Below are 17,286 nucleotides of genomic sequence, written 5' to 3'. Positions count from 1 at the left end.
CCTTCCATGCGCACTCCGACACCCGAACATCCGCGCACAATCGGACATACCAGAACAGAACGCACTTGCGACCCACTCGGTCAAGCGGGTAGGGCTAGTACGGACACACATCCCTACACGCCGGCTTCGGAGGCGCCGCACACCGCAGTGCACGTACTGGCTTCGGCAGCCATATGCCGAGAACGATGGAGGACACCCATGTCACCCCGGCTCGACGCATCGCATACCCCGATCGCGACGTCGACACCCCCACCGGAACAACTGGATCATCCCATCGGCACCCTCGACCTCTTCGAGGGACTCCCGGAGATCCCCCCGTACGACGAGATCGGCCCGGTCGACGCGCGGGCCCTGTCCAAGACTCTCTTCGAGCGCCTCGAGTCGCTGGAGGAAGGGACGCACGAGTACTCGTACGTCCGTAACACCCTCGTCGAGCTCAACCTCGCACTCGTCAAGTTCGCCGCCTCCCGCTTCCGCTCCCGCAGCGAGCCGATGGAGGACATCATCCAGGTCGGCACCATCGGCCTGATCAAGGCGATCGACCGCTTCGAACTCGCCCGCGGTGTGGAGTTCCCCACTTTCGCGATGCCGACCATCATCGGCGAGATCAAGCGGTTCTTCCGTGACACCTCGTGGTCCGTGCGCGTCCCGCGCCGGCTCCAGGAGCTGCGGCTCGACCTGGCCAAGGCCGGGGACGAGCTGGCGCAGAAGCTGGACCGCGCCCCCACGGTCGCGGAACTCGCCGAGCGCCTCGGCCTCTCCAACGAGGAGGTCGTGGAAGGCATGGCCGCGTCCAACGCGTACACCGCCTCCTCGCTGGACGCCCAGCCCGAGGAGGACGAGTCCGAGGGCGCGCTCGCGAACCGCATCGGATACGAGGACCACGGGCTCGAGGGCATCGAGTACATCGAGTCGCTCAAGCCCCTGATCGCCGAACTCCCGCCGCGCGATCGGAAGATCCTCTCCCTGCGCTTCGTGGCGAACATGACCCAGTCCGAGATCGGCGAGGAACTCGGCATCTCCCAGATGCACGTGTCCCGGCTGCTGTCGCGGACGCTGGGACGGCTGCGCAAGGGGCTGACGCTGGAGGAGTGACCTCCGTCCGGGCCACGCGAACGGCCCGCGGGAAGCGGCTCGGCCGACGGCGCCGGGCCGCTTCGCCGTCCCCGGGGCCCAGCTCGCCGACTGGGGGGTACCCGGCGCCCCGACCGTCATGCGGTCATCCCGGGAACCTCTTTCGGCTTACCACGGCCGACGCCGCCCACCACCGGGGGGCGCTGGCGCCGGGGGTCAGACCACGCGCACTCCGCGCCGCCACACGCCCGTCACGAGCGGCACTCCCGGCCGGTAGGCCAGGTGGACGTGGCTGGGGGCGTCCAGGAGGGTCAGGTCGGCGTAGCTGCCCGGGGTGAGACGGCCGATGTCGGTGCGGCGGAGGGCCGCGGCACCGCCCGCCGTGGCCGACCAGACCGCCTCGTCCGGGGTCATCCGCATGTCACGGACGGCCAGGGCGATGCAGAAGGGCACGGAGGAGGTGAAGGACGAGCCCGGGTTGCAGTCGGTGGAGAGGGCGACCGTCACACCCGCGTCCAGCAGGCGGCGGGCGTCCGGCCACTCGGCGCGGGTGGAGAACTCCGCGCCGGGCAGGAGCGTGGCGACCGTACGGCCGCCCGCGAGGGCGTCGACGTCCTCGTCCGTCAGATGGGTGCAGTGGTCGGCGCTGGCCGCGTCCAGTTCGACGGCCAGCTGGACACCCGGGCCGTAGGAGAGCTGGTTGGCGTGGACGCGCGGGTGCAGGCCCTTCGCCTTGCCCGCCGTGAGGATCGCGCGGGCCTGGTCGCCGTCGAAGGCGCCCTTCTCGCAGAAGACGTCGATCCAGCGGGCGTGCGGCGCGCAGGCGTCCAGCATCGCGCCGGTGACCAGGGCGACATAGGCCGCGGGGTCGTCGGCGTAGTCCGGCGAGACGATGTGCGCGCCGAGGTACGTCACCTCGTCGGTGTGCTTCGCCGCGAGGCGCAGGGCCCGGGACTCGTCCTCGACGGTCAGGCCGTAGCCCGACTTCGTCTCGAACGTGGTCGTGCCCTGGCGCAGGGCCTCGTCCAGGTAACGGGTGAGGTTCGCCTCCAGTTCCGCGTCGCTCGCGGCCCGGGTGGCCGCGACCGTGGTGCGGATGCCGCCCGCCGTGTAGGAGCGGCCGGACATACGGGCGTTGAACTCCTGCGTCCGGTCGCCCGCGAAGACCAGGTGGGAGTGGGAGTCCACGAAGCCCGGCAGCACCGCCCGGCCGCCGGCGTCGACGCGATTGTCAGTGGCGGGTGCTTTGCTGGATTCACCGGCCCACGCGATGCGGTCGCCGTCGATGACGACGGCCGCGTCCTGGATCAGGCCCAGGGGGGAGTTGTCGCCGAGGGAGGGGTCGTTGGTGACCAGCGTGGCGATGTTGGTGATGACGGTGCTGCTGCTCATGGTGTCGTCCTTGTGGGGGTCGGCGGTCCTCAGCCGCGCAGGGCTTCGACGGCGGCGGCCAGCGCCCGCGGCACATCGGGCACGAGGGTGTGCACGCCGTCGCGTACGACGTGCCGCCCGCCCACGACCGTGTGCCGTACGTCCGCCGCGCTCGCCGCGAATACGGCCGTCTCGGCGCCGAGCCCGGGCAGCGGCCCGGCCGTCCTGACCGAGTCCAGGGCGATCGTCGTCAGGTCGGCGAGCGCGCCGGGCCGGATCGCGCCGGCCTCGTCCCAGCCGAGGGCGGCGTGGCCGTCGGCGGTGGCGGCCCGCAGCAGCGCCGCGGCCGTCCAGTGGCCCCGGGTGCGGGTGCGCAGCCGCTCGTTGAGCTCCATCGCACGCGCCTCTTCGAGCAGGTCGATGACGGCGTGGCTGTCGGAGCCGAGGGAGAGCGGGGAGCCGGCCCGCTCCAGGGCGACGGCCGGGCCGATGCCGTCGGCCAGGTCCCGCTCGGTGGTGGGGCACATGCAGGTGCCGGTGCCCGAGCCGCCGAGCAGCTCGATGTCCTCGTCGGTGAGATGGGTGTTGTGCACACCGGTGGTGCGTGGCCCGAGGACGCCGTGGTCGGCGAGCAGCCGGGTGGGCGTGCGGCCGTGGGCGGCCAGGCAGGCGTCGTTCTCGGCGGTCTGCTCCGACAGGTGCACGTGCAGCGGGGCCAGCCGCTCCTGCGCCCACCCCGCCACGGTCGCCAGCTGCCCGGCCGGCACGGCCCGTACGGAGTGAATCGCCGCACCGATCCGCGCGTGATCCCGCTCCTTGAGAACTGCACAGCGTTCGGCCCAGGCCTCCGCGCTGCCGTCGGAGAACCGCAGCTGGTGGGTGTTGGGCGGCTCACCGAAGCCGGCGGCGAGGTAGCAGGTGTCGAGCAGGGTGATACGGATCCCGGCCTCGGCGGCGGCCGCGATCAGCGCCTCGCCCATGGCGTTGGGGTCGGCGTAGGGGGTGCCGCCGGGGGCGTGGTGCACGTAGTGGAACTCCCCGACACAGGTGATGCCGGCGAGCGCCATCTCCGCGTACACCGCGCGGGCCAGCGCGTGGTAGGTCTCCGGGGTGAGGTGGTCGGCGACGGAGTACATCACCTCGCGCCAGGTCCAGAAGGTGCCGCTGCCGACCTGGACGGTGCCGCGCAGGGCGCGGTGGAAGGCGTGGGAGTGGGCGTTCGCGAGCCCCGGCAGCGTGAGCCCGCGCAGCACCTCCGCGCCGGGCGGCGGGGTGGGCACGTCGGTACGGACGGCGGTGATCCGGCCGCCTTCCGTGTCGAGGGCCACGCCCGGCTCGACGGGGGTCCCCCCTGCTCGAGCGGAGCCGAGAGCTCGGGGGAGCGTGCCGAGCCAGGCGTGCTCCAGCCAGTAGGTCGCCTTGGTCACTCGCAGGCCAGCCCTTCCAGTACGTCGGCGAGCGCGAGCACCCCGGCCACGCAGTCGTCCTCGGCCGCGAACTCGGCCGGGGAGTGCGAGACACCGGTGGGGTTGCGCACGAACAGCATGGCGGTCGGAATGCTCCCGGAGAGGATTCCGGCGTCGTGTCCGGCACCGGTTCCCAGGACGGGCACCTGCATGCCGGTGTCCTTGCCCAGGATGCGGCCGAGCTCGTCCCGCAGGGCGTGGTCGAACTCCACGACCGGGGTGAAGGACTCCCGGACGACGTCGAGATCGACGCCCTGGGCGTCCGCGTACTCCCGGGCGGCCTTCTCGATGGCGCCGACCACGGTGTCCAGGGTGCTCTGGTCGGCGGCGCGGGAGTCCAGCCAGCCGCGCACCAGTGAGGGGATGGCGTTGACCCCGTTCGGCTCCACCGCGATCTTCCCGAAGGTGGCGACGGCACCGGCGAGTTCGGCCTCCCGGCGGGCGGCGAGCACGGTCTCGGCGTACGACGGCATCGGGTCGCGCCGGTCGGCCAGCCGGGTGGTGCCGGCGTGGTTGGCCTCGCCCCGGAAGTCGAACCTCCAGCGCCCGTGCGGCCAGATGGCGCTGGCGATGCCGACCTGGTCGCCGGACAGGTCCAGCGCCCGCCCCTGCTCGACGTGCAGCTCCACGAAGGCACCGATCCGGGCCAGCCGCTCGGGATCGGCCCCGATGCCCTCGGGGTCGTAGCCGGCGGCCTCCATGGCCCGGGGCAGGCTGATGCCGTCCCCGTCGGTGAGCCGGTGGGCCTGCTCGACGGTCAGCTGCCCGGCGGTGAGCCGGGAACCGACACAGGCGAGCCCGAACCGGGCGCCCTCCTCGTCGCCGAAGTTGACGAGGGCGAGGGGCTTGGTGAACCGCGCGTTCCTGGCCCGCAGCTCGTCGAGAGCGGCGAAGGAGGACACGACCCCGAGGGGCCCGTCGAAGGCCCCGCCGTCCGGCACGGAGTCCAGATGCGACCCGGTGACGACGGCGTCCCCGGCACCCGGGTCCCCCAGCCAGGCCCACTGGTTCCCGTTCCGGTCCACCTCGTACGCCAGCCCGCGCGCCTCGGCCTGCTCCTTGAACCAGGCCCGGCACTCGGCGTCGGCGCCGGTCCAGGCGAAGCGGCGGTAGCCGCCGGAGGCGGAGCTGCGGCCGATCGGCAGCAGCTCCGCCCACATGCTGTGGAAGGTCACGCCTGGTCACCCTCGCGCATCGGCACCCGGACCCCGCGCTCCTGGGCAACGGACTCCGCGATGTCGTACCCCGCGTCCACGTGCCGGATGACACCCATACCGGGGTCGTTGGTCAGCACCCGGCGGATCTTCTCGCCGCCCAGCTTCGTACCGTCGGCCACCGTCACCTGCCCGGCGTGGATGGACCGCCCCATGCCCACGCCACCGCCGTGGTGGATGGACACCCAGGACGCACCGGAAGCGACGTTGACCATCGCGTTCAGCAGCGGCCAGTCGGCGATCGCGTCGGAACCGTCGAGCATGGCCTCGGTCTCGCGGTACGGGGAGGCGACGGAACCGCAGTCGAGGTGGTCGCGGCCGATGGCCAGCGGGGCGGACAGTTCGCCGCTCGCCACCATGTCGTTGAAGCGCTCGCCGGCCTTGTCGCGCTCGCCGTAGCCGAGCCAGCAGATACGCGCGGGCAGGCCCTGGAAGTGGACCCGCTCACCGGCCATCTTGATCCAGCGGGCCAGGGACTCGTTCTCGGGGAACAGCTCCAGGAGCGCCTTGTCGGTCTTGGCGATGTCGGCGGGGTCGCCGGACAGGGCCGCCCAGCGGAACGGGCCCTTGCCCTCGCAGAAGAGGGGGCGGATGTAGGCCGGGACGAAGCCGGGGAAGGCGAACGCCCGGTCGTATCCGGCCAGCTGAGCCTCGCCGCGGATGGAGTTGCCGTAGTCGAAGACCTCGGCGCCGGCGTCCATGAAGCCGACCATGGCCTCGACGTGCTTCGCCATCGACTCCCGGGCCCGGGTGGTGAAGCCGGCCGGGTCCTTCGCCGCCTCGTCCGCCATGTCCTCGAAGGCCACACCCGCCGGCAGGTAGGACAGCGGGTCGTGGGCGGAGGTCTGGTCCGTGACGATGTCGATGGGGGCGTTCATCGCGAGGAGCTGCGGGACCAGCTCGGCCGCGTTGCCGAGGACGCCGATGGACAGCGGGCGGCGGGCGTCGCGGGCCTCGACGGCCAGCCGGAGCGCGTGGTCCAGGCTGTCGGCCCTGACGTCGAGGTAGCGGTGCTCGATGCGGCGCTCGATGGCGCGCGGGTCGCAGTCGATGCAGATGGCGACGCCGTCGTTCATGGTCACGGCGAGTGGCTGGGCGCCGCCCATGCCGCCGAGGCCGGCGGTGAGGGTGATCGTGCCGGCGAGGGTGCCGTCGAACTTCTTCGCGGCGACGGCGGCGAAGGTCTCGTAGGTGCCCTGGAGGATGCCCTGGGTGCCGATGTAGATCCAGGAGCCGGCGGTCATCTGGCCGTACATGGTCAGGCCGAGGGCCTCCAGCCGGCGGAACTCCTCCCAGTTGGCCCAGTCGCCGACCAGGTTGGAGTTGGCGATGAGGACGCGCGGGGCCCACTCGTGGGTCTGCATCACGCCGACCGGGCGGCCGGACTGGACCAGCATGGTCTCGTCCTGCTTGAGCGTCTTCAGGGTGCGGACCATGGCGTCGAAGGAGCGCCAGTCACGGGCGGCCTTGCCGGTGCCGCCGTAGACGACGAGCTTGTCGGGGTGCTCGGCGACCTCGGGGTCGAGGTTGTTCTGGAGCATGCGCAGGGCGGCTTCCTGTTGCCATCCCAGCGTGCTCAGTTCCGTGCCGCGCGGTGCTCGTACGGGGCGGGGTCCCGACATCGTCTGCCTCCTCCTGTGCCTACGTCTATTCACATCCTGTCCTCCTGAATAGAACTAGTCAATACGTCGGGAGGGCCGCGTCGGCGCGCCGCGGGTGTTTGGCTGGAAGCACCGGTGGCCGACACAGGACGGGGAAGCCGTGGAGCACGACATCGAGAGCGACGCACGGGAGCGCGCGGCCCGCCGCGACCGGGCGGTGCGGGCGGCGGTCGAGCAGGGGCTGCTGGGGCCGGACGCGGCCGTGGTGGGGCTGCTGGACGTCACCGGCATCAGGGAGTCGGCGGCGGCGCTGCGGGCGGCCTTCGACGCGGTCACACCCCCCGGCACGCCGGTGCTGCACGCCTTCGCGGTGAAGGCGACCCCGCTGGTGCCGGTGCTGCGGCTGCTGCATGAGGAGGGGGTCGGGGCGGAGGTGGCGAGCCCCGGCGAGCTGGCACTGGCCCGGGCGGCCGACGTACCGGCCGCCCGGACGGTGCTGGACTCGCCGGCGAAGACCCCGGCGGAGCTGCGCGAGGCGCTGGCCCTGGGCATCGCGGTGAACGCGGACAACCCGCAGGAGCTGGCGCGGCTCGACGCCCTGACGCGGTCCGCGCCCAGCCGGTCCCCCCTCGGCCTCCGGGTCAACCCGCAGCTCGGCGCCGGCTCGATCGGGGCGACCTCGACGGCGACGCGGACCTCGAAGTTCGGGGTGGCGCTGCGGGACGAGGGGGCGCGGGCATGGGTCGTCCAGGCGTACGCGGACCGGCCGTGGCTGACCCGGCTGCACGCGCACACCGGCTCGCAGGGCATCCCGCCGGCGCTGCTGACGCGGGGCGTGGCGGAGGCGTACGGGCTCGCGGAGGAGATCAACGCGACCGTCGGGCGGCACCAGGTCGACACGATCGACATCGGCGGCGGACTGCCGGTGAACTTCGCGTCGGAGGAGGCGACACCGTCGTACGCGCAGTACGCACGGCTGCTGGCCGAAGAGGTGCCGGGGCTGTTCGACGGGCGGTACGGGCTGGTGACCGAGTTCGGGCGGTCGCTGCTGGCCAAGCACGGGACGGTGGTGGCCCGGGTGGAGTACGCCAAGAGCGCGGGCGGGCGGCGGATCGCGGTGACGCACGCGGGCGTGCAGGTGGCGACGCGGACGGTGTACGCGCCGGAGGCGTGGCCGCTCAGGATCGCCGCGTACGACGCCGGGGGGCGGCCGAAGACCGGGCCGGAGGTGGTGCAGGACGTGGCCGGGCCGGCCTGCTTCTCGGGCGACCTGCTGGCCGAGGGGCGCACCCTGCCACCGCTGGAGCAGGGCGACTACGCGGCCGCGCTGGACACGGGCGCGTACTACTTCGCCCACCACTACGCCTACAACTCCCTCGCCCGGCCGGGCATCCACGGCTACGCGCCGGACGGCGCGGGAGGCGTCGCCTTCGCGGCCGTACGAGAGCCGCAGACCATCGCCGAGGTGGTGGCCGAGTCCGGTGGGGCGCACGCGTCCGCGCTCACCACCCTTCGTGCGCCCGCGAGCCGTTGACGCGCCCCGGCCGCCCCTCGAACAAATGGATCAACGGCCGTGAAACACACGCCAGTTGAGCAACACTAGTACGCCGGACGCACGTTCCACCGGAAAATGCCAAAGGCCTCACCTCCCGCGCACACGTTGCGTAGTGTCGGCGTCACTCAGCCGGAGTCCCAGGCGGGAGGGGAGCCACGGTGCCCGGAATCGACGAGTGCCTATTGGAAGCGATGCGGCTGCCCGGTGCCCGGGGAGCCGCCCTCGTGGACTGGACGAGCGGACTGGCCCTCGGCACGGTCGGGGAGGCGCCCGGCGGCGACCACGAGACGACCGCCGCCGAGGCCGCCGAACTGGCCCGGATGGCCGCCGAGCACGGCACCTTCGCCGCCCGCGGTGACGAGCCGGCACCGGTGGAGGACGTGATCATCAGCAACGGGGACAGCTACCACCTGCTGCGGTTCGTCGACACGTCCTTCGACAGCAGCGTGTTCCTGCATCTGTGGCTCGGCCGCGAGGAGGGCAACCTCGCGCTCGCCCGGATCCGGCTCGGCGAGATGGCCGCCCGGCTGGTGCTGGGATGACCGCCGTCAGGACCCCTCCGCCGGCCCTGCCGGTCCGGGACAAGGGGGCCACACGCGCGCTGTCACCGATGCTGACCCGGCTCGCCGAGGAGCGGGCCACCGGTGTCCTGGTCCGCGAACACGGCGTCCTGCACCTCGCCGAGGGCCGGGTGGTGCACGCCGAGAGCCCCCTCGCCCCCGGCCTCGACGTGCTCCTCACGGCCCACGGCACCCTCGCGGGCACCGCCTGGCAGCAGGCCGCGGCCCAGACCCCGGGACCGCTGCACGCGGCCGAACTCCTGCTGCGCTCCGGGGTCCTGCCCACCGGCGCGCTGGAGCTGTGCCACCTGGACGCGCTGTACGACGCCGGGTACTTCGCGCTGGCGCCGAGCAGCACCCCGGGATGGTTCCGGTACGACCACGCGCCCCGGCTCGGCCCGCTGCCCTCGGTCCCGGTCGTCGCGCTGGAACGGGAGACGCTCCGCCGCCGCCTGCTGCTGCACCGGCTGTGGCCCGACCCGGCCGCCGACAGCGCTGCGCTGATCCGCGCGGACCCGGCCCGGCGCGCCCCGGCGGCGCCGGTCACGCCCCGGCAGCGGGCCGTCCTGGACCGCGTGGACGGCGTCCGCACGGCCGCCGACATCGCGCGGAACCTGGGCCGGCAGGCGTTCCACACGCTGGTCGACGTGCGCCGGCTCGCGGCGGCCGGGCATGTCACGCCGGTGCCACCGGTGCCGCCGGCACCCCCGGCACCGGCCCCGCCGCCCCCGCCCCACCAGGTCACCACCGACCCCGACATCGCGCTGCTGAAGAGGCTCAGGGATGCGCTGGAGGCGCTTTGAACGGCACCGCCCCGCCGAGAGGAGACACCTGATGGTGGCCGAAGAGGACCTGGAGACCGTCCTGGCCGAGCTGCGCCGGCTGCGCACCCGGGTACCGCAGCTGACCGGTGCCCTCGCGGCCGGCGTCGACGGCCTCGTCGTGGCCCACGACACCCCTGGTGTCGACCCGGACGGCCTGGCCGCGCTCACCGCGGCCGCGCTCGGCGTGGCCGTACGGGTCACCGACGCCACCGGACACGGCGGCTTCCGGGAGCTGCTGGTGCGCGGCGAGCGCGGCTACATCGCCACCTACGCGGCCGGCCGTACCGCCGTACTGACGCTGCTCGCCCAGGACCGGGTCAACGTCGGCCGGCTGCACCTGGAGGGCCGCCGGGCCGGCGCCCGCATCGGGGAGCTGCTGGATGCCGCCGAGGCCGCCGCCCGGGCCGCCCGGCCGGGCGCACGACCCCTGGGAGCCGTCAGTGCGGCACCCCCGATCCGTACCCGCGCGCCTCGCACGACGAGTGCCGAAGCGCGCACCGCAACCGACAGTTGAGAGGACCACCATGGCCAACACCGAGACCGCGCTGAAGGAAGCTCTCACCTCCATCGAGGGCGCCACCGGCGTCGCGCTCGTCGACTACACCAGCGGGATGGCGCTGGGCACGATGGGCGGCAGCAAGAGCTTCGACCTGAACGTGGCCGCCGCCGGCAACACGGACGTGATCCGCGCCAAGATGCGCACGATGGAGATGCTGGGGCTCAAGGCCGGTATCGAGGACATCCTGATCACCCTGTCCGACCAGTACCACCTGATCCGCCTGCTCAGCAGCCGCGGCGGCAACGGCCTGTTCCTCTACCTGGTCCTCGATTCCAGCCGGGCCAACCTGGCGATGGCCCGGCACCAGCTGAAGCGGATCGAGGAGGAGCTGGAGGTCTGACGGAAGCTCAGACGAGCGCCGCGGTGCGGCGGCGGGCCCCGCCCGGGGCCGCGTCGCCGGCCGCGATGCCCGTACCGCGCACGCCCCCCACGGCCTTGCCCGCCGGGCGTCCGCCGCACCCGTCGAGCCAGTCGACGCGCACCCACAGCAGCGTCTGGGCGGCCCGCTCCAGCCGTCCGAGCCACGCGGCCTTCAGCCGCAGCCCGGTGCCGAGCCCGGCCAGCAGCAGGCCGCCGGCCGCGGGTACCGCGAAGGCGGAGCCGAGCGCGACCGCCCAGCCCAGCAGCAGCCACCAGCGGTGTCCCCGGCGCCAGTTGCGTACGGTCACCGCCCGGTCCTGGAGGACGTCGTACTTGCCGGCGCGGGCGGCGCCGCGGGCCAGGGCCGCGTACCGGCCCCGGCGGAACAGCGCCACGACGGCCGCGCCGAGCAGGAACAGCACCGCCCCGGCCAGTACTCCGATCCGGCGTCCCGTCAGTCCCTCCGGCACGACACCGATCCCCGCGGCGGCCACCCCGAGCCACCACAGCGGTGCGGCCCCCGCCCGTACGACGACGGCCACCCGAGCCAGTCCCTGTCCTCCGCGCGCCACGTCAGCCTCCCGTGTCACGTGTCCCCACGGTCTCTACGTCTCGTAGGGAAGCTAGTAGCACAACGTGAGACGAATCTGAGAGACCCCGGACGGGCGTCACTCCACGAACAGCCCCCGGGTCGCCGCCCTCGTGTCGAACTCCTCCAGGCGGGCCTGGGCGTCCGGCAGGTCGTCGCAGAGCGCCTCCAGCAGCACCCGGCCGAGCAGCATCGGCGCGCACGCGGTGTCGAAGGCGAGCCCGGTGCCGACGGCGGCGGGCAGCAGAAGGTCGGAGTACTTGGCGACCGGCGCGAACGCCGAGTCGGCGACCGTGACGACGGTCAGGCCCGCGTCCTTGGCGTAGGCGAGGGTGTCCACGACCTCGCGCGGATGCCGGGGCAGGGCGAAGCACAGCAGGGCGGTGGCGCCCGCGCGGACCGCGGCGTCGACGCGGTCGTGGATCATCGTGCCGCCCTCGTGCAGCAGCCGGACGTCCGGGTGGACCTTGGCGGCGAAGTAGGCGAAGCCGTACGCCTGGGAGGCGGCGGCGCGCAGCCCGAGCACCGGCAGCGGGCGGGATGCGGCGAGGATCCGGCCGGCCTGCTGCACCGGGCGCGGGTCGGCGAGCAGCTCGGCGAGGTGCTTCAGGTTCTCGATCTCGGCCTCGACGGCCTGCTGGTACTCGTTGTAGGCGCCGGCCTCGGCGGCCGGCTCGGCCGGGACGACCTCGCGCAGGTGCCTGCGCAGGGCGGGGTAGCCGTCGAAGCCGAGGGCGACCGCGAAGCGGGTCACCGAGGGCTGGCTGACCCCGGCCAGTTCGGCCAGCTCCACGCTGGACAGGAAGGGCACGTCGGCCGCCCGGCGCACCATGCTGTGCGCGATGCGGCGCTGGGTCGGCGTGAGCCGGTGGCCCTCGAAGAGCGCCTGCAAGCGGTTCGCAGGGCTGTCGGTCGCGCTCATGACGTACTCCCCCTCCAGATCTCCTCGACGCCCCGGGAGAGTACAGCGCCGAGGCTCGGTCGGACACGGGCCACTTATTCAGGCAACATGTCGCTGCATACAGTTATACAGCGCAGGGGGGTGCGGCGCAGCTGTCGTCCGCTCCCCGGACCGGGGGGTTAGCCCCAGTGCGGCGGAGCCGGCCGCTTTCTAGGGTGGCCGGTATGGACACACTCGATCCGCGCGACGTCGACCTCAGGAAGGACCTCGACGCCACGGTGCGGGCCCGCAGGGAACTGGGCGAGGACTACGACTCCGCTCTCGTGGACTCCTTCCTGGAGAAGGTGGAGCAGCGGATCGACGACGCGGTGGACCGCCGGGTGCGGCGGCAGCTGGCCGAGCGGCAGATGACGGCGGCGCGCGAGACCCGGCGGCCGAAGCCGGCCGACTCCTGGGCCGAGCGCTACGGCTTCGCCCTGATCACGCTGGTCCTGGCGATCCCGCTGTCCGCGATCTCCGGCGCTCTCGCCGGCCTGTACGGGATCACGGCCACCTGGATCGGCGTCATCGGCGTCAACGCGGTGCAGGCGGTCCGGCTGCACCCGGAGCTGCTCGCGGGCCGGCGCGACCGGGACCGGCGGGCCGACGAGGTCTGAGCGGTTCCCGGAGCCTCACCCTTGCGGGGAGGACTCGCGCAGCTCCTGACGTGCCCGCGGTGCCGGGCGGTGGGGAGTCGAGTGCCGCCCGCCGGAAAAGAGTTGCGCGGGGACCGCCGCACCCCCGAAAACCGGGGGGCGGGACGACGGCGGTCCCCGCGAGGGACGCGGGCCGGGTCAGGGCCGGGCTTGCGCGTCCGTGGCGTCCATGGAGGTCCGGGAGCCGCTCCGGAGGTCCTTGGCGCCGTTCGGCGCCGGCCTGGGCGGGGAGCCGCTCCCACCCCTGCCGACACCCACCACTGTGCCGTACCCGTGTTAAGCGGGTGCTGCGCGGACGTGACACGCTCGTACCACTTCCGCGAACCCCGCCTCCCGCCAAGTCCCCCTCGGCCACGGGCCGTTCACCGGGCGTTCGCTACTTGTTTCCGCCCTCGGCGAGGAACGCCAGCAGGTCCTGCCGGCTGACCACCCCGGTCGGCTTGCCCTCGACCAGGACGATCGCCGCGTCCGCCGAACCCAGCACCTGCATCAGGTCGCCGACCGGCTCACCGGAGCCGACCTGGGGCAGCGGGGCGCACATGTGCTTCTCCAGCGGGTCCTCGAGAGACGCGCGCTTGCTGAACAGGGCGTCCAGCAGCTCCCGTTCCACGACCGAGCCGACGACCTCGGCGGCCATCACGTCCGGGTGACCGGCACCCGGCTTGACGACCGGCATCTGTGAGACGCCGTACTCGCGCAGCACCTCGATGGCCTGGCCGACGGTCTCCTCGGGGTGCATGTGCACCAGGGACGGGATGGAGCCGCCCGCCTTGTGGTTCAGGACGTCGCCGACGCGGGCGCTCGGGCCCTCGTCCTCCAGGAAGCCGTAGTCGGCCATCCACTCGTCGTTGAAGATCTTGCTGAGGTAGCCGCGGCCGCTGTCCGGCAGCAGCACGACCACGACGTCGTCCGGGCCGAGCCGCTCGGCGACCTTCAGCGCGGCCACGACGGCCATGCCGCAGGAGCCGCCCACCAGCAGGCCCTCCTCCTTGGCCAGCCGGCGGGTCATCTGGAAGGAGTCCTTGTCGGAGACGGCGACGATCTCGTCCGCGACGGTGCGGTCGTAGGCGGTCGGCCAGAAGTCCTCACCGACGCCCTCGACCAGGTACGGCCGCCCGGAGCCGCCGGAGTAAACGGAGCCCTCCGGGTCGGCGCCGATGACCTTGACCTGCCCCTGGCTGGCCTCCTTCAGGTAGCGACCGGTGCCGGAGATGGTGCCGCCGGTGCCGACGCCCGCCACGAAGTGGGTGATCCTGCCCTCGGTCTGCTCCCACAGCTCGGGACCGGTCGAGTGATAGTGGGAGAGCGGGTTGTTGGGGTTGGAGTACTGGTCGGGCTTCCAGGCGCCCGGCGTCTCACGGACGAGGCGGTCGGAGACGTTGTAGTACGAGTCCGGGTGCTCCGGCGCCACGGCCGTCGGGCACACGACCACCTCGGCCCCGTACGCCCGCAGCACATTGATCTTGTCGGTGCTCACCTTGTCGGGGCACACGAAGATGCACTTGTAGCCCTTCTGCTGGGCCACGATGGCCAGACCCACACCGGTGTTTCCACTGGTCGGCTCGACGATCGTGCCACCCGGCTTCAGCTCGCCGCTCTTCTCGGCGGCCTCGATCATGCGCAGGGCGATGCGGTCCTTCACGGAGCCGCCCGGGTTGAAGTACTCCACCTTGGCCAGGACTGTCGCCTGGATGCCCTTGGTCACGTTGTTGAGCCGCACCAGCGGGGTGTTGCCGACGAGGCTGATCATCGAGTCGTGGAATTGCACCGTTGTCTCCGGTCGCTGCAAAAGGTGTGTTCGTAGTGGTGTCGCCAGCCTAAGGCCAGCTGTGTGGCGGAGGCGGTCGTTCACTCCCTGTCGAGATTGGCGCACGGCCTGTACGGGGCAAGGAGTGGGTGTACGGCTACGAGGAGGTGGCGGCGACGTATGACGAGCATGTCGAGGGCGAGGGTGGCCCGGCGCATCGCGGCCGGAGCGGCGTACGGCGGCGGCGGGGCCGGGCTGGTCGGCGCCGCCGTCGTCGGTCTGGTGCTGGCGGAGGTCCGGCTGGCGCGGCGCCATGTGGGCAACGGCAGCGGCGGCCGGGTGCCGCCGACCGACGGCGTGTACGGCCACACGTACGACATCCCCGGCGAACCGCCCCTCCGGCTGGCCATGCTCGGTGACTCCACGGCGGCCGGACAGGGCGTCCACCGGGCGGGCCAGACGCCGGGCGCGCTGCTGGCGTCGGGCCTCGCGGCGGTGGCGGAGCGCCCGGTGGAGCTGCGGAACGTGGCGCTGCCCGGCGCCCAGTCCGACGACCTGGACCGCCAGGTGGCCCTGGTGCTGTCGTCCCCCTCCCCCGTCCCCGACATCTGCGTGATCATGATCGGCGCGAACGACGTGACCCACCGGATGCCGCCGACCCGCTCGGTACGGCATCTGTCGGCGGCGGTGCGGCGGCTGCGCACGGCCGGGGCCGAGGTGGTGGTCGGCACCTGTCCCGACCTCGGCACGATCGAGCCGGTGCAGCAGCCGCTGCGGTGGCTGGCCCGGCGCGCGTCCCGGCAGCTGGCGGCGGCCCAGACCATCGGGGTGGTGGAGCAGGGCGGGCGCACGGTGTCGCTGGGCGACCTGCTCGGCCCCGAGTTCGAGGCGAACCCGCGGGAGTTGTTCGGGCCGGACAACTACCACCCCTCGGCGGAGGGTTACGCCACGGCGGCGATGGCCGTGCTGCCCACGGTGTGCGCGGCGCTGGGGCTGTGGCCGGCCGAGGAGGAGCGGCCGGACGTGTCGCGTCGCGAGGGCTTCCTGCCGGTGGCGCGGGCGGCCGCCGAGGCCGCGTCCGAGGCGGGCACCGAGGTCACGGCGGCCATGCCCACGGGGCCGCGGGGGCCGTGGGCACTGCTCAAGCGGCGGCGGAGGCGTCGGGTGCCGGAGGCCGAGCCGGCGACTCCGTCGCTCTGACCGGCTCATGGCCGCCGCGCGCCGGCGGCCACCACCGGGGAAAGCAAGCGCTTAGAAACTGCGGCCAGTGTCACACCACGACACCGGTGACCCGGCTCATACGTACGGGTAACTTCCCAGAAGGCCCTGCCCACTCCCTTCCTCTGGAGCCGTGATGCCCGAAGCCGTCATCGTCTCGACCGCCCGCTCCCCCATCGGCCGCGCGAACAAGGGCTCCCTGAAGGACCTGCGCCCCGACGACCTGACCGCCACGATCATCCAGGCGGCGCTCGCCAAGATCCCCGAGCTGGACCCGCGCGAGATCGACGACCTGATGCTCGGCTGCGGCCTCCCCGGCGGCGAGCAGGGCCACAACCTCGGCCGGATCGTCGCCGTGCAGATGGGCATGGACTACCTGCCGGGCTGCACGATCACCCGCTACTGCTCCTCCTCCCTCCAGACCTCCCGCATGGCGCTGCACGCCATCAAGGCCGGCGAGGGCGACATCTTCATCTCGGCCGGTGTCGAGATGGTCTCCCGCTTCACCAAGGGCAGCTCCGACGAACTGCCGGGCACGCACAACCCGCTGTTCGCCGAGGCCGAGGCCCGCACCGCCGCCGTCGCCGCGGCCGGGGCCGAGAGCTGGCACGACCCGCGCGAGGACGGCGAGCTGCCGGACGCCTACATCGCGATGGGCCAGACCGCGGAGAACCTGGCCCGTCTGAAGGGCGTCACCCGCGAGGAGATGGACGAGTTCGGCGTCCGCTCGCAGAACCTCGCCGAGAAGGCCCTCGAGAACGGCTTCTGGGAGCGCGAGATCACCCCGGTGACCCTCCCGGACGGCACGGTGGTCAGCAAGGACGACGGCCCGCGCGCCGGCGTCAGCATAGACGGCGTGGCGGGCCTGAAGCCGGTCTTCCGCCCGGACGGGCGGGTCACCGCCGGCAACTGCTGCCCGCTGAACGACGGCGCCGCCGCCGTCGTCATCATGAGCGACACCAAGGCCCGCGAACTGGGCCTGACCCCGCTCGCCCGGATCGTCTCCACCGGTGTCTCCGGCCTCTCCCCGGAGATCATGGGCCTCGGCCCGGTCGACGCCAGCAGGCAGGCGCTCCAGCGGGCCGGCCTGACCATCGACGACATCGACCTGGTCGAGATCAACGAGGCGTTCGCGGCCCAGGTGATCCCCTCCTACCGGGACCTCGGCGTCGACATCGACAAGCTGAACGTCAACGGCGGCGCCATCGCCGTCGGCCACCCCTTCGGCATGACCGGCGCGCGCATCACCGGCACGCTCATCAACTCGCTCCAGTTCCACGACAAGCAGTTCGGCCTGGAGACGATGTGCGTCGGCGGCGGCCAGGGCATGGCGATGGTCATCGAGCGCCTGAGCTGACCCACCGTCCGTAGCGGAGCCCGCACGTTACGTCGCAGAAGGGCCCAGAACCGAGGAAACGACACGGTTCTGGGCCTTTCCGTGATCCAATCTCCCCCAGGATGTGACCTATCTCGCCCTCTGGGCGCATCTGTGCAGGTCAGCGCAGGTCGGCACGGCGTACAACAAAAGCGCGAGGACAAAGTCCTGTCCGTT

The 17,286-nt window shown here is 72.8% G+C and carries 16 protein-coding genes; 9 read left to right on the top strand and 7 right to left on the bottom strand.

What is annotated here, in order from left to right; all coding sequences use genetic code 11:
* Positions 1 to 198: 198 nt before the first annotated feature.
* Positions 199 to 1,095 carry an RNA polymerase sigma factor SigF gene (locus ACZ7DL_RS06650; RefSeq protein WP_470771897.1) on the top strand — a complete coding sequence of 299 codons (897 nt, stop codon included), beginning with the start codon at positions 199 to 201 and terminating at the stop codon, positions 1,093 to 1,095.
* 195 nt (positions 1,096 to 1,290) lie between these two features.
* Here ACZ7DL_RS06650 and hutI read toward each other — a convergent pair whose 3' ends face one another.
* Genes hutI through hutU form a run of 4 tightly spaced genes read right to left on the bottom strand, consistent with a single transcriptional unit; the run spans position 1,291 to position 6,747 of the window.
* A complete protein-coding gene (gene hutI / locus ACZ7DL_RS06645) occupies positions 1,291 to 2,466 on the bottom strand; it encodes an imidazolonepropionase (protein WP_470771896.1) in 1,176 nt (391 codons plus the stop codon).
* 29 nt (positions 2,467 to 2,495) lie between these two features.
* Complete coding sequence (locus ACZ7DL_RS06640; RefSeq protein ID WP_470772000.1) at positions 2,496 to 3,878, bottom strand: formimidoylglutamate deiminase; 1,383 nt, start codon at positions 3,876 to 3,878, stop codon at positions 2,496 to 2,498.
* Positions 3,869 to 5,071 carry an allantoate amidohydrolase gene (locus ACZ7DL_RS06635; protein WP_470771999.1) on the bottom strand — a complete coding sequence of 401 codons (1,203 nt, stop codon included), beginning with the start codon at positions 5,069 to 5,071 and terminating at the stop codon, positions 3,869 to 3,871. Before ACZ7DL_RS06635 ends, ACZ7DL_RS06640 begins: the two co-directional genes overlap by 10 nt.
* 11 nt (positions 5,072 to 5,082) lie before the next feature.
* Complete coding sequence (gene hutU / locus ACZ7DL_RS06630; RefSeq protein ID WP_470771895.1) at positions 5,083 to 6,747, bottom strand: urocanate hydratase; 1,665 nt, start codon at positions 6,745 to 6,747, stop codon at positions 5,083 to 5,085.
* Between the two features lie 139 nt (positions 6,748 to 6,886).
* Between hutU and ACZ7DL_RS06625 the strand changes: the two genes are divergently transcribed.
* From ACZ7DL_RS06625 to ACZ7DL_RS06605, 5 genes are all read left to right on the top strand, one after another.
* Positions 6,887 to 8,260 carry a type III PLP-dependent enzyme domain-containing protein gene (locus ACZ7DL_RS06625; protein ID WP_470771894.1) on the top strand — a complete coding sequence of 458 codons (1,374 nt, stop codon included), beginning with the start codon at positions 6,887 to 6,889 and terminating at the stop codon, positions 8,258 to 8,260.
* A 179-nt stretch (positions 8,261 to 8,439) separates the two neighbouring features.
* Positions 8,440 to 8,823 (top strand): hypothetical protein, encoded by a 384-nt coding sequence (locus ACZ7DL_RS06620; RefSeq protein ID WP_470771893.1) that lies wholly within the window; start codon positions 8,440 to 8,442, stop codon positions 8,821 to 8,823.
* Positions 8,820 to 9,644, top strand: a complete 825-nt coding sequence (locus ACZ7DL_RS06615) for a transcriptional regulator (RefSeq protein ID WP_470771891.1) — start codon at positions 8,820 to 8,822, stop codon at positions 9,642 to 9,644. The genes ACZ7DL_RS06620 and ACZ7DL_RS06615 overlap by 4 nt, the downstream gene beginning before the upstream one ends.
* 31 nt (positions 9,645 to 9,675) lie before the next feature.
* Positions 9,676 to 10,179, top strand: coding sequence for a roadblock/LC7 domain-containing protein (locus ACZ7DL_RS06610; RefSeq protein WP_470771890.1), 504 nt, complete (start codon positions 9,676 to 9,678; stop codon positions 10,177 to 10,179).
* 10 nt (positions 10,180 to 10,189) lie between these two features.
* A complete protein-coding gene (locus tag ACZ7DL_RS06605; RefSeq protein ID WP_030341435.1) occupies positions 10,190 to 10,564 on the top strand; it encodes a roadblock/LC7 domain-containing protein in 375 nt (124 codons plus the stop codon).
* Between the two features lie 7 nt (positions 10,565 to 10,571).
* Here ACZ7DL_RS06605 and ACZ7DL_RS06600 read toward each other — a convergent pair whose 3' ends face one another.
* Together ACZ7DL_RS06600 and ACZ7DL_RS06595 are read right to left on the bottom strand one after the other, a co-directional pair.
* Positions 10,572 to 11,156, bottom strand: a complete 585-nt coding sequence (locus ACZ7DL_RS06600; protein WP_470771889.1) for a hypothetical protein — start codon at positions 11,154 to 11,156, stop codon at positions 10,572 to 10,574.
* A 96-nt stretch (positions 11,157 to 11,252) separates the two neighbouring features.
* On the bottom strand, positions 11,253 to 12,095 hold the full coding sequence (locus ACZ7DL_RS06595; protein WP_470771888.1) for a MurR/RpiR family transcriptional regulator: 843 nt from the start codon (positions 12,093 to 12,095) through the stop codon (positions 11,253 to 11,255).
* 203 nt (positions 12,096 to 12,298) lie between these two features.
* On the opposite strand from ACZ7DL_RS06595, the gene ACZ7DL_RS06590 reads away from it, so the two are divergent.
* Entirely contained in the window at positions 12,299 to 12,730 is a 432-nt protein-coding gene (locus ACZ7DL_RS06590) for a hypothetical protein (RefSeq protein WP_470771887.1), read from the top strand.
* Positions 12,731 to 13,145: 415 nt separating this feature from the next.
* On the opposite strand, the gene ACZ7DL_RS06585 is transcribed toward ACZ7DL_RS06590, so the two are convergent.
* Positions 13,146 to 14,537, bottom strand: a complete 1,392-nt coding sequence (locus ACZ7DL_RS06585) for a cystathionine beta-synthase (protein WP_470771886.1) — start codon at positions 14,535 to 14,537, stop codon at positions 13,146 to 13,148.
* Between the two features lie 159 nt (positions 14,538 to 14,696).
* Between ACZ7DL_RS06585 and ACZ7DL_RS06580 the strand changes: the two genes are divergently transcribed.
* A complete protein-coding gene (locus ACZ7DL_RS06580; protein ID WP_470771885.1) occupies positions 14,697 to 15,716 on the top strand; it encodes an SGNH/GDSL hydrolase family protein in 1,020 nt (339 codons plus the stop codon).
* Positions 15,717 to 15,870: 154 nt separating this feature from the next.
* Positions 15,871 to 17,091 (top strand): acetyl-CoA C-acetyltransferase, encoded by a 1,221-nt coding sequence (locus ACZ7DL_RS06575; protein WP_470771884.1) that lies wholly within the window; start codon positions 15,871 to 15,873, stop codon positions 17,089 to 17,091.
* Positions 17,092 to 17,286: the final 195 nt, after the last annotated feature.

This window comes from Streptomyces sp. NPDC036984 (assembly GCF_055607665.1).
This window is presented reverse-complemented; position numbering and strand designations above follow the sequence as displayed.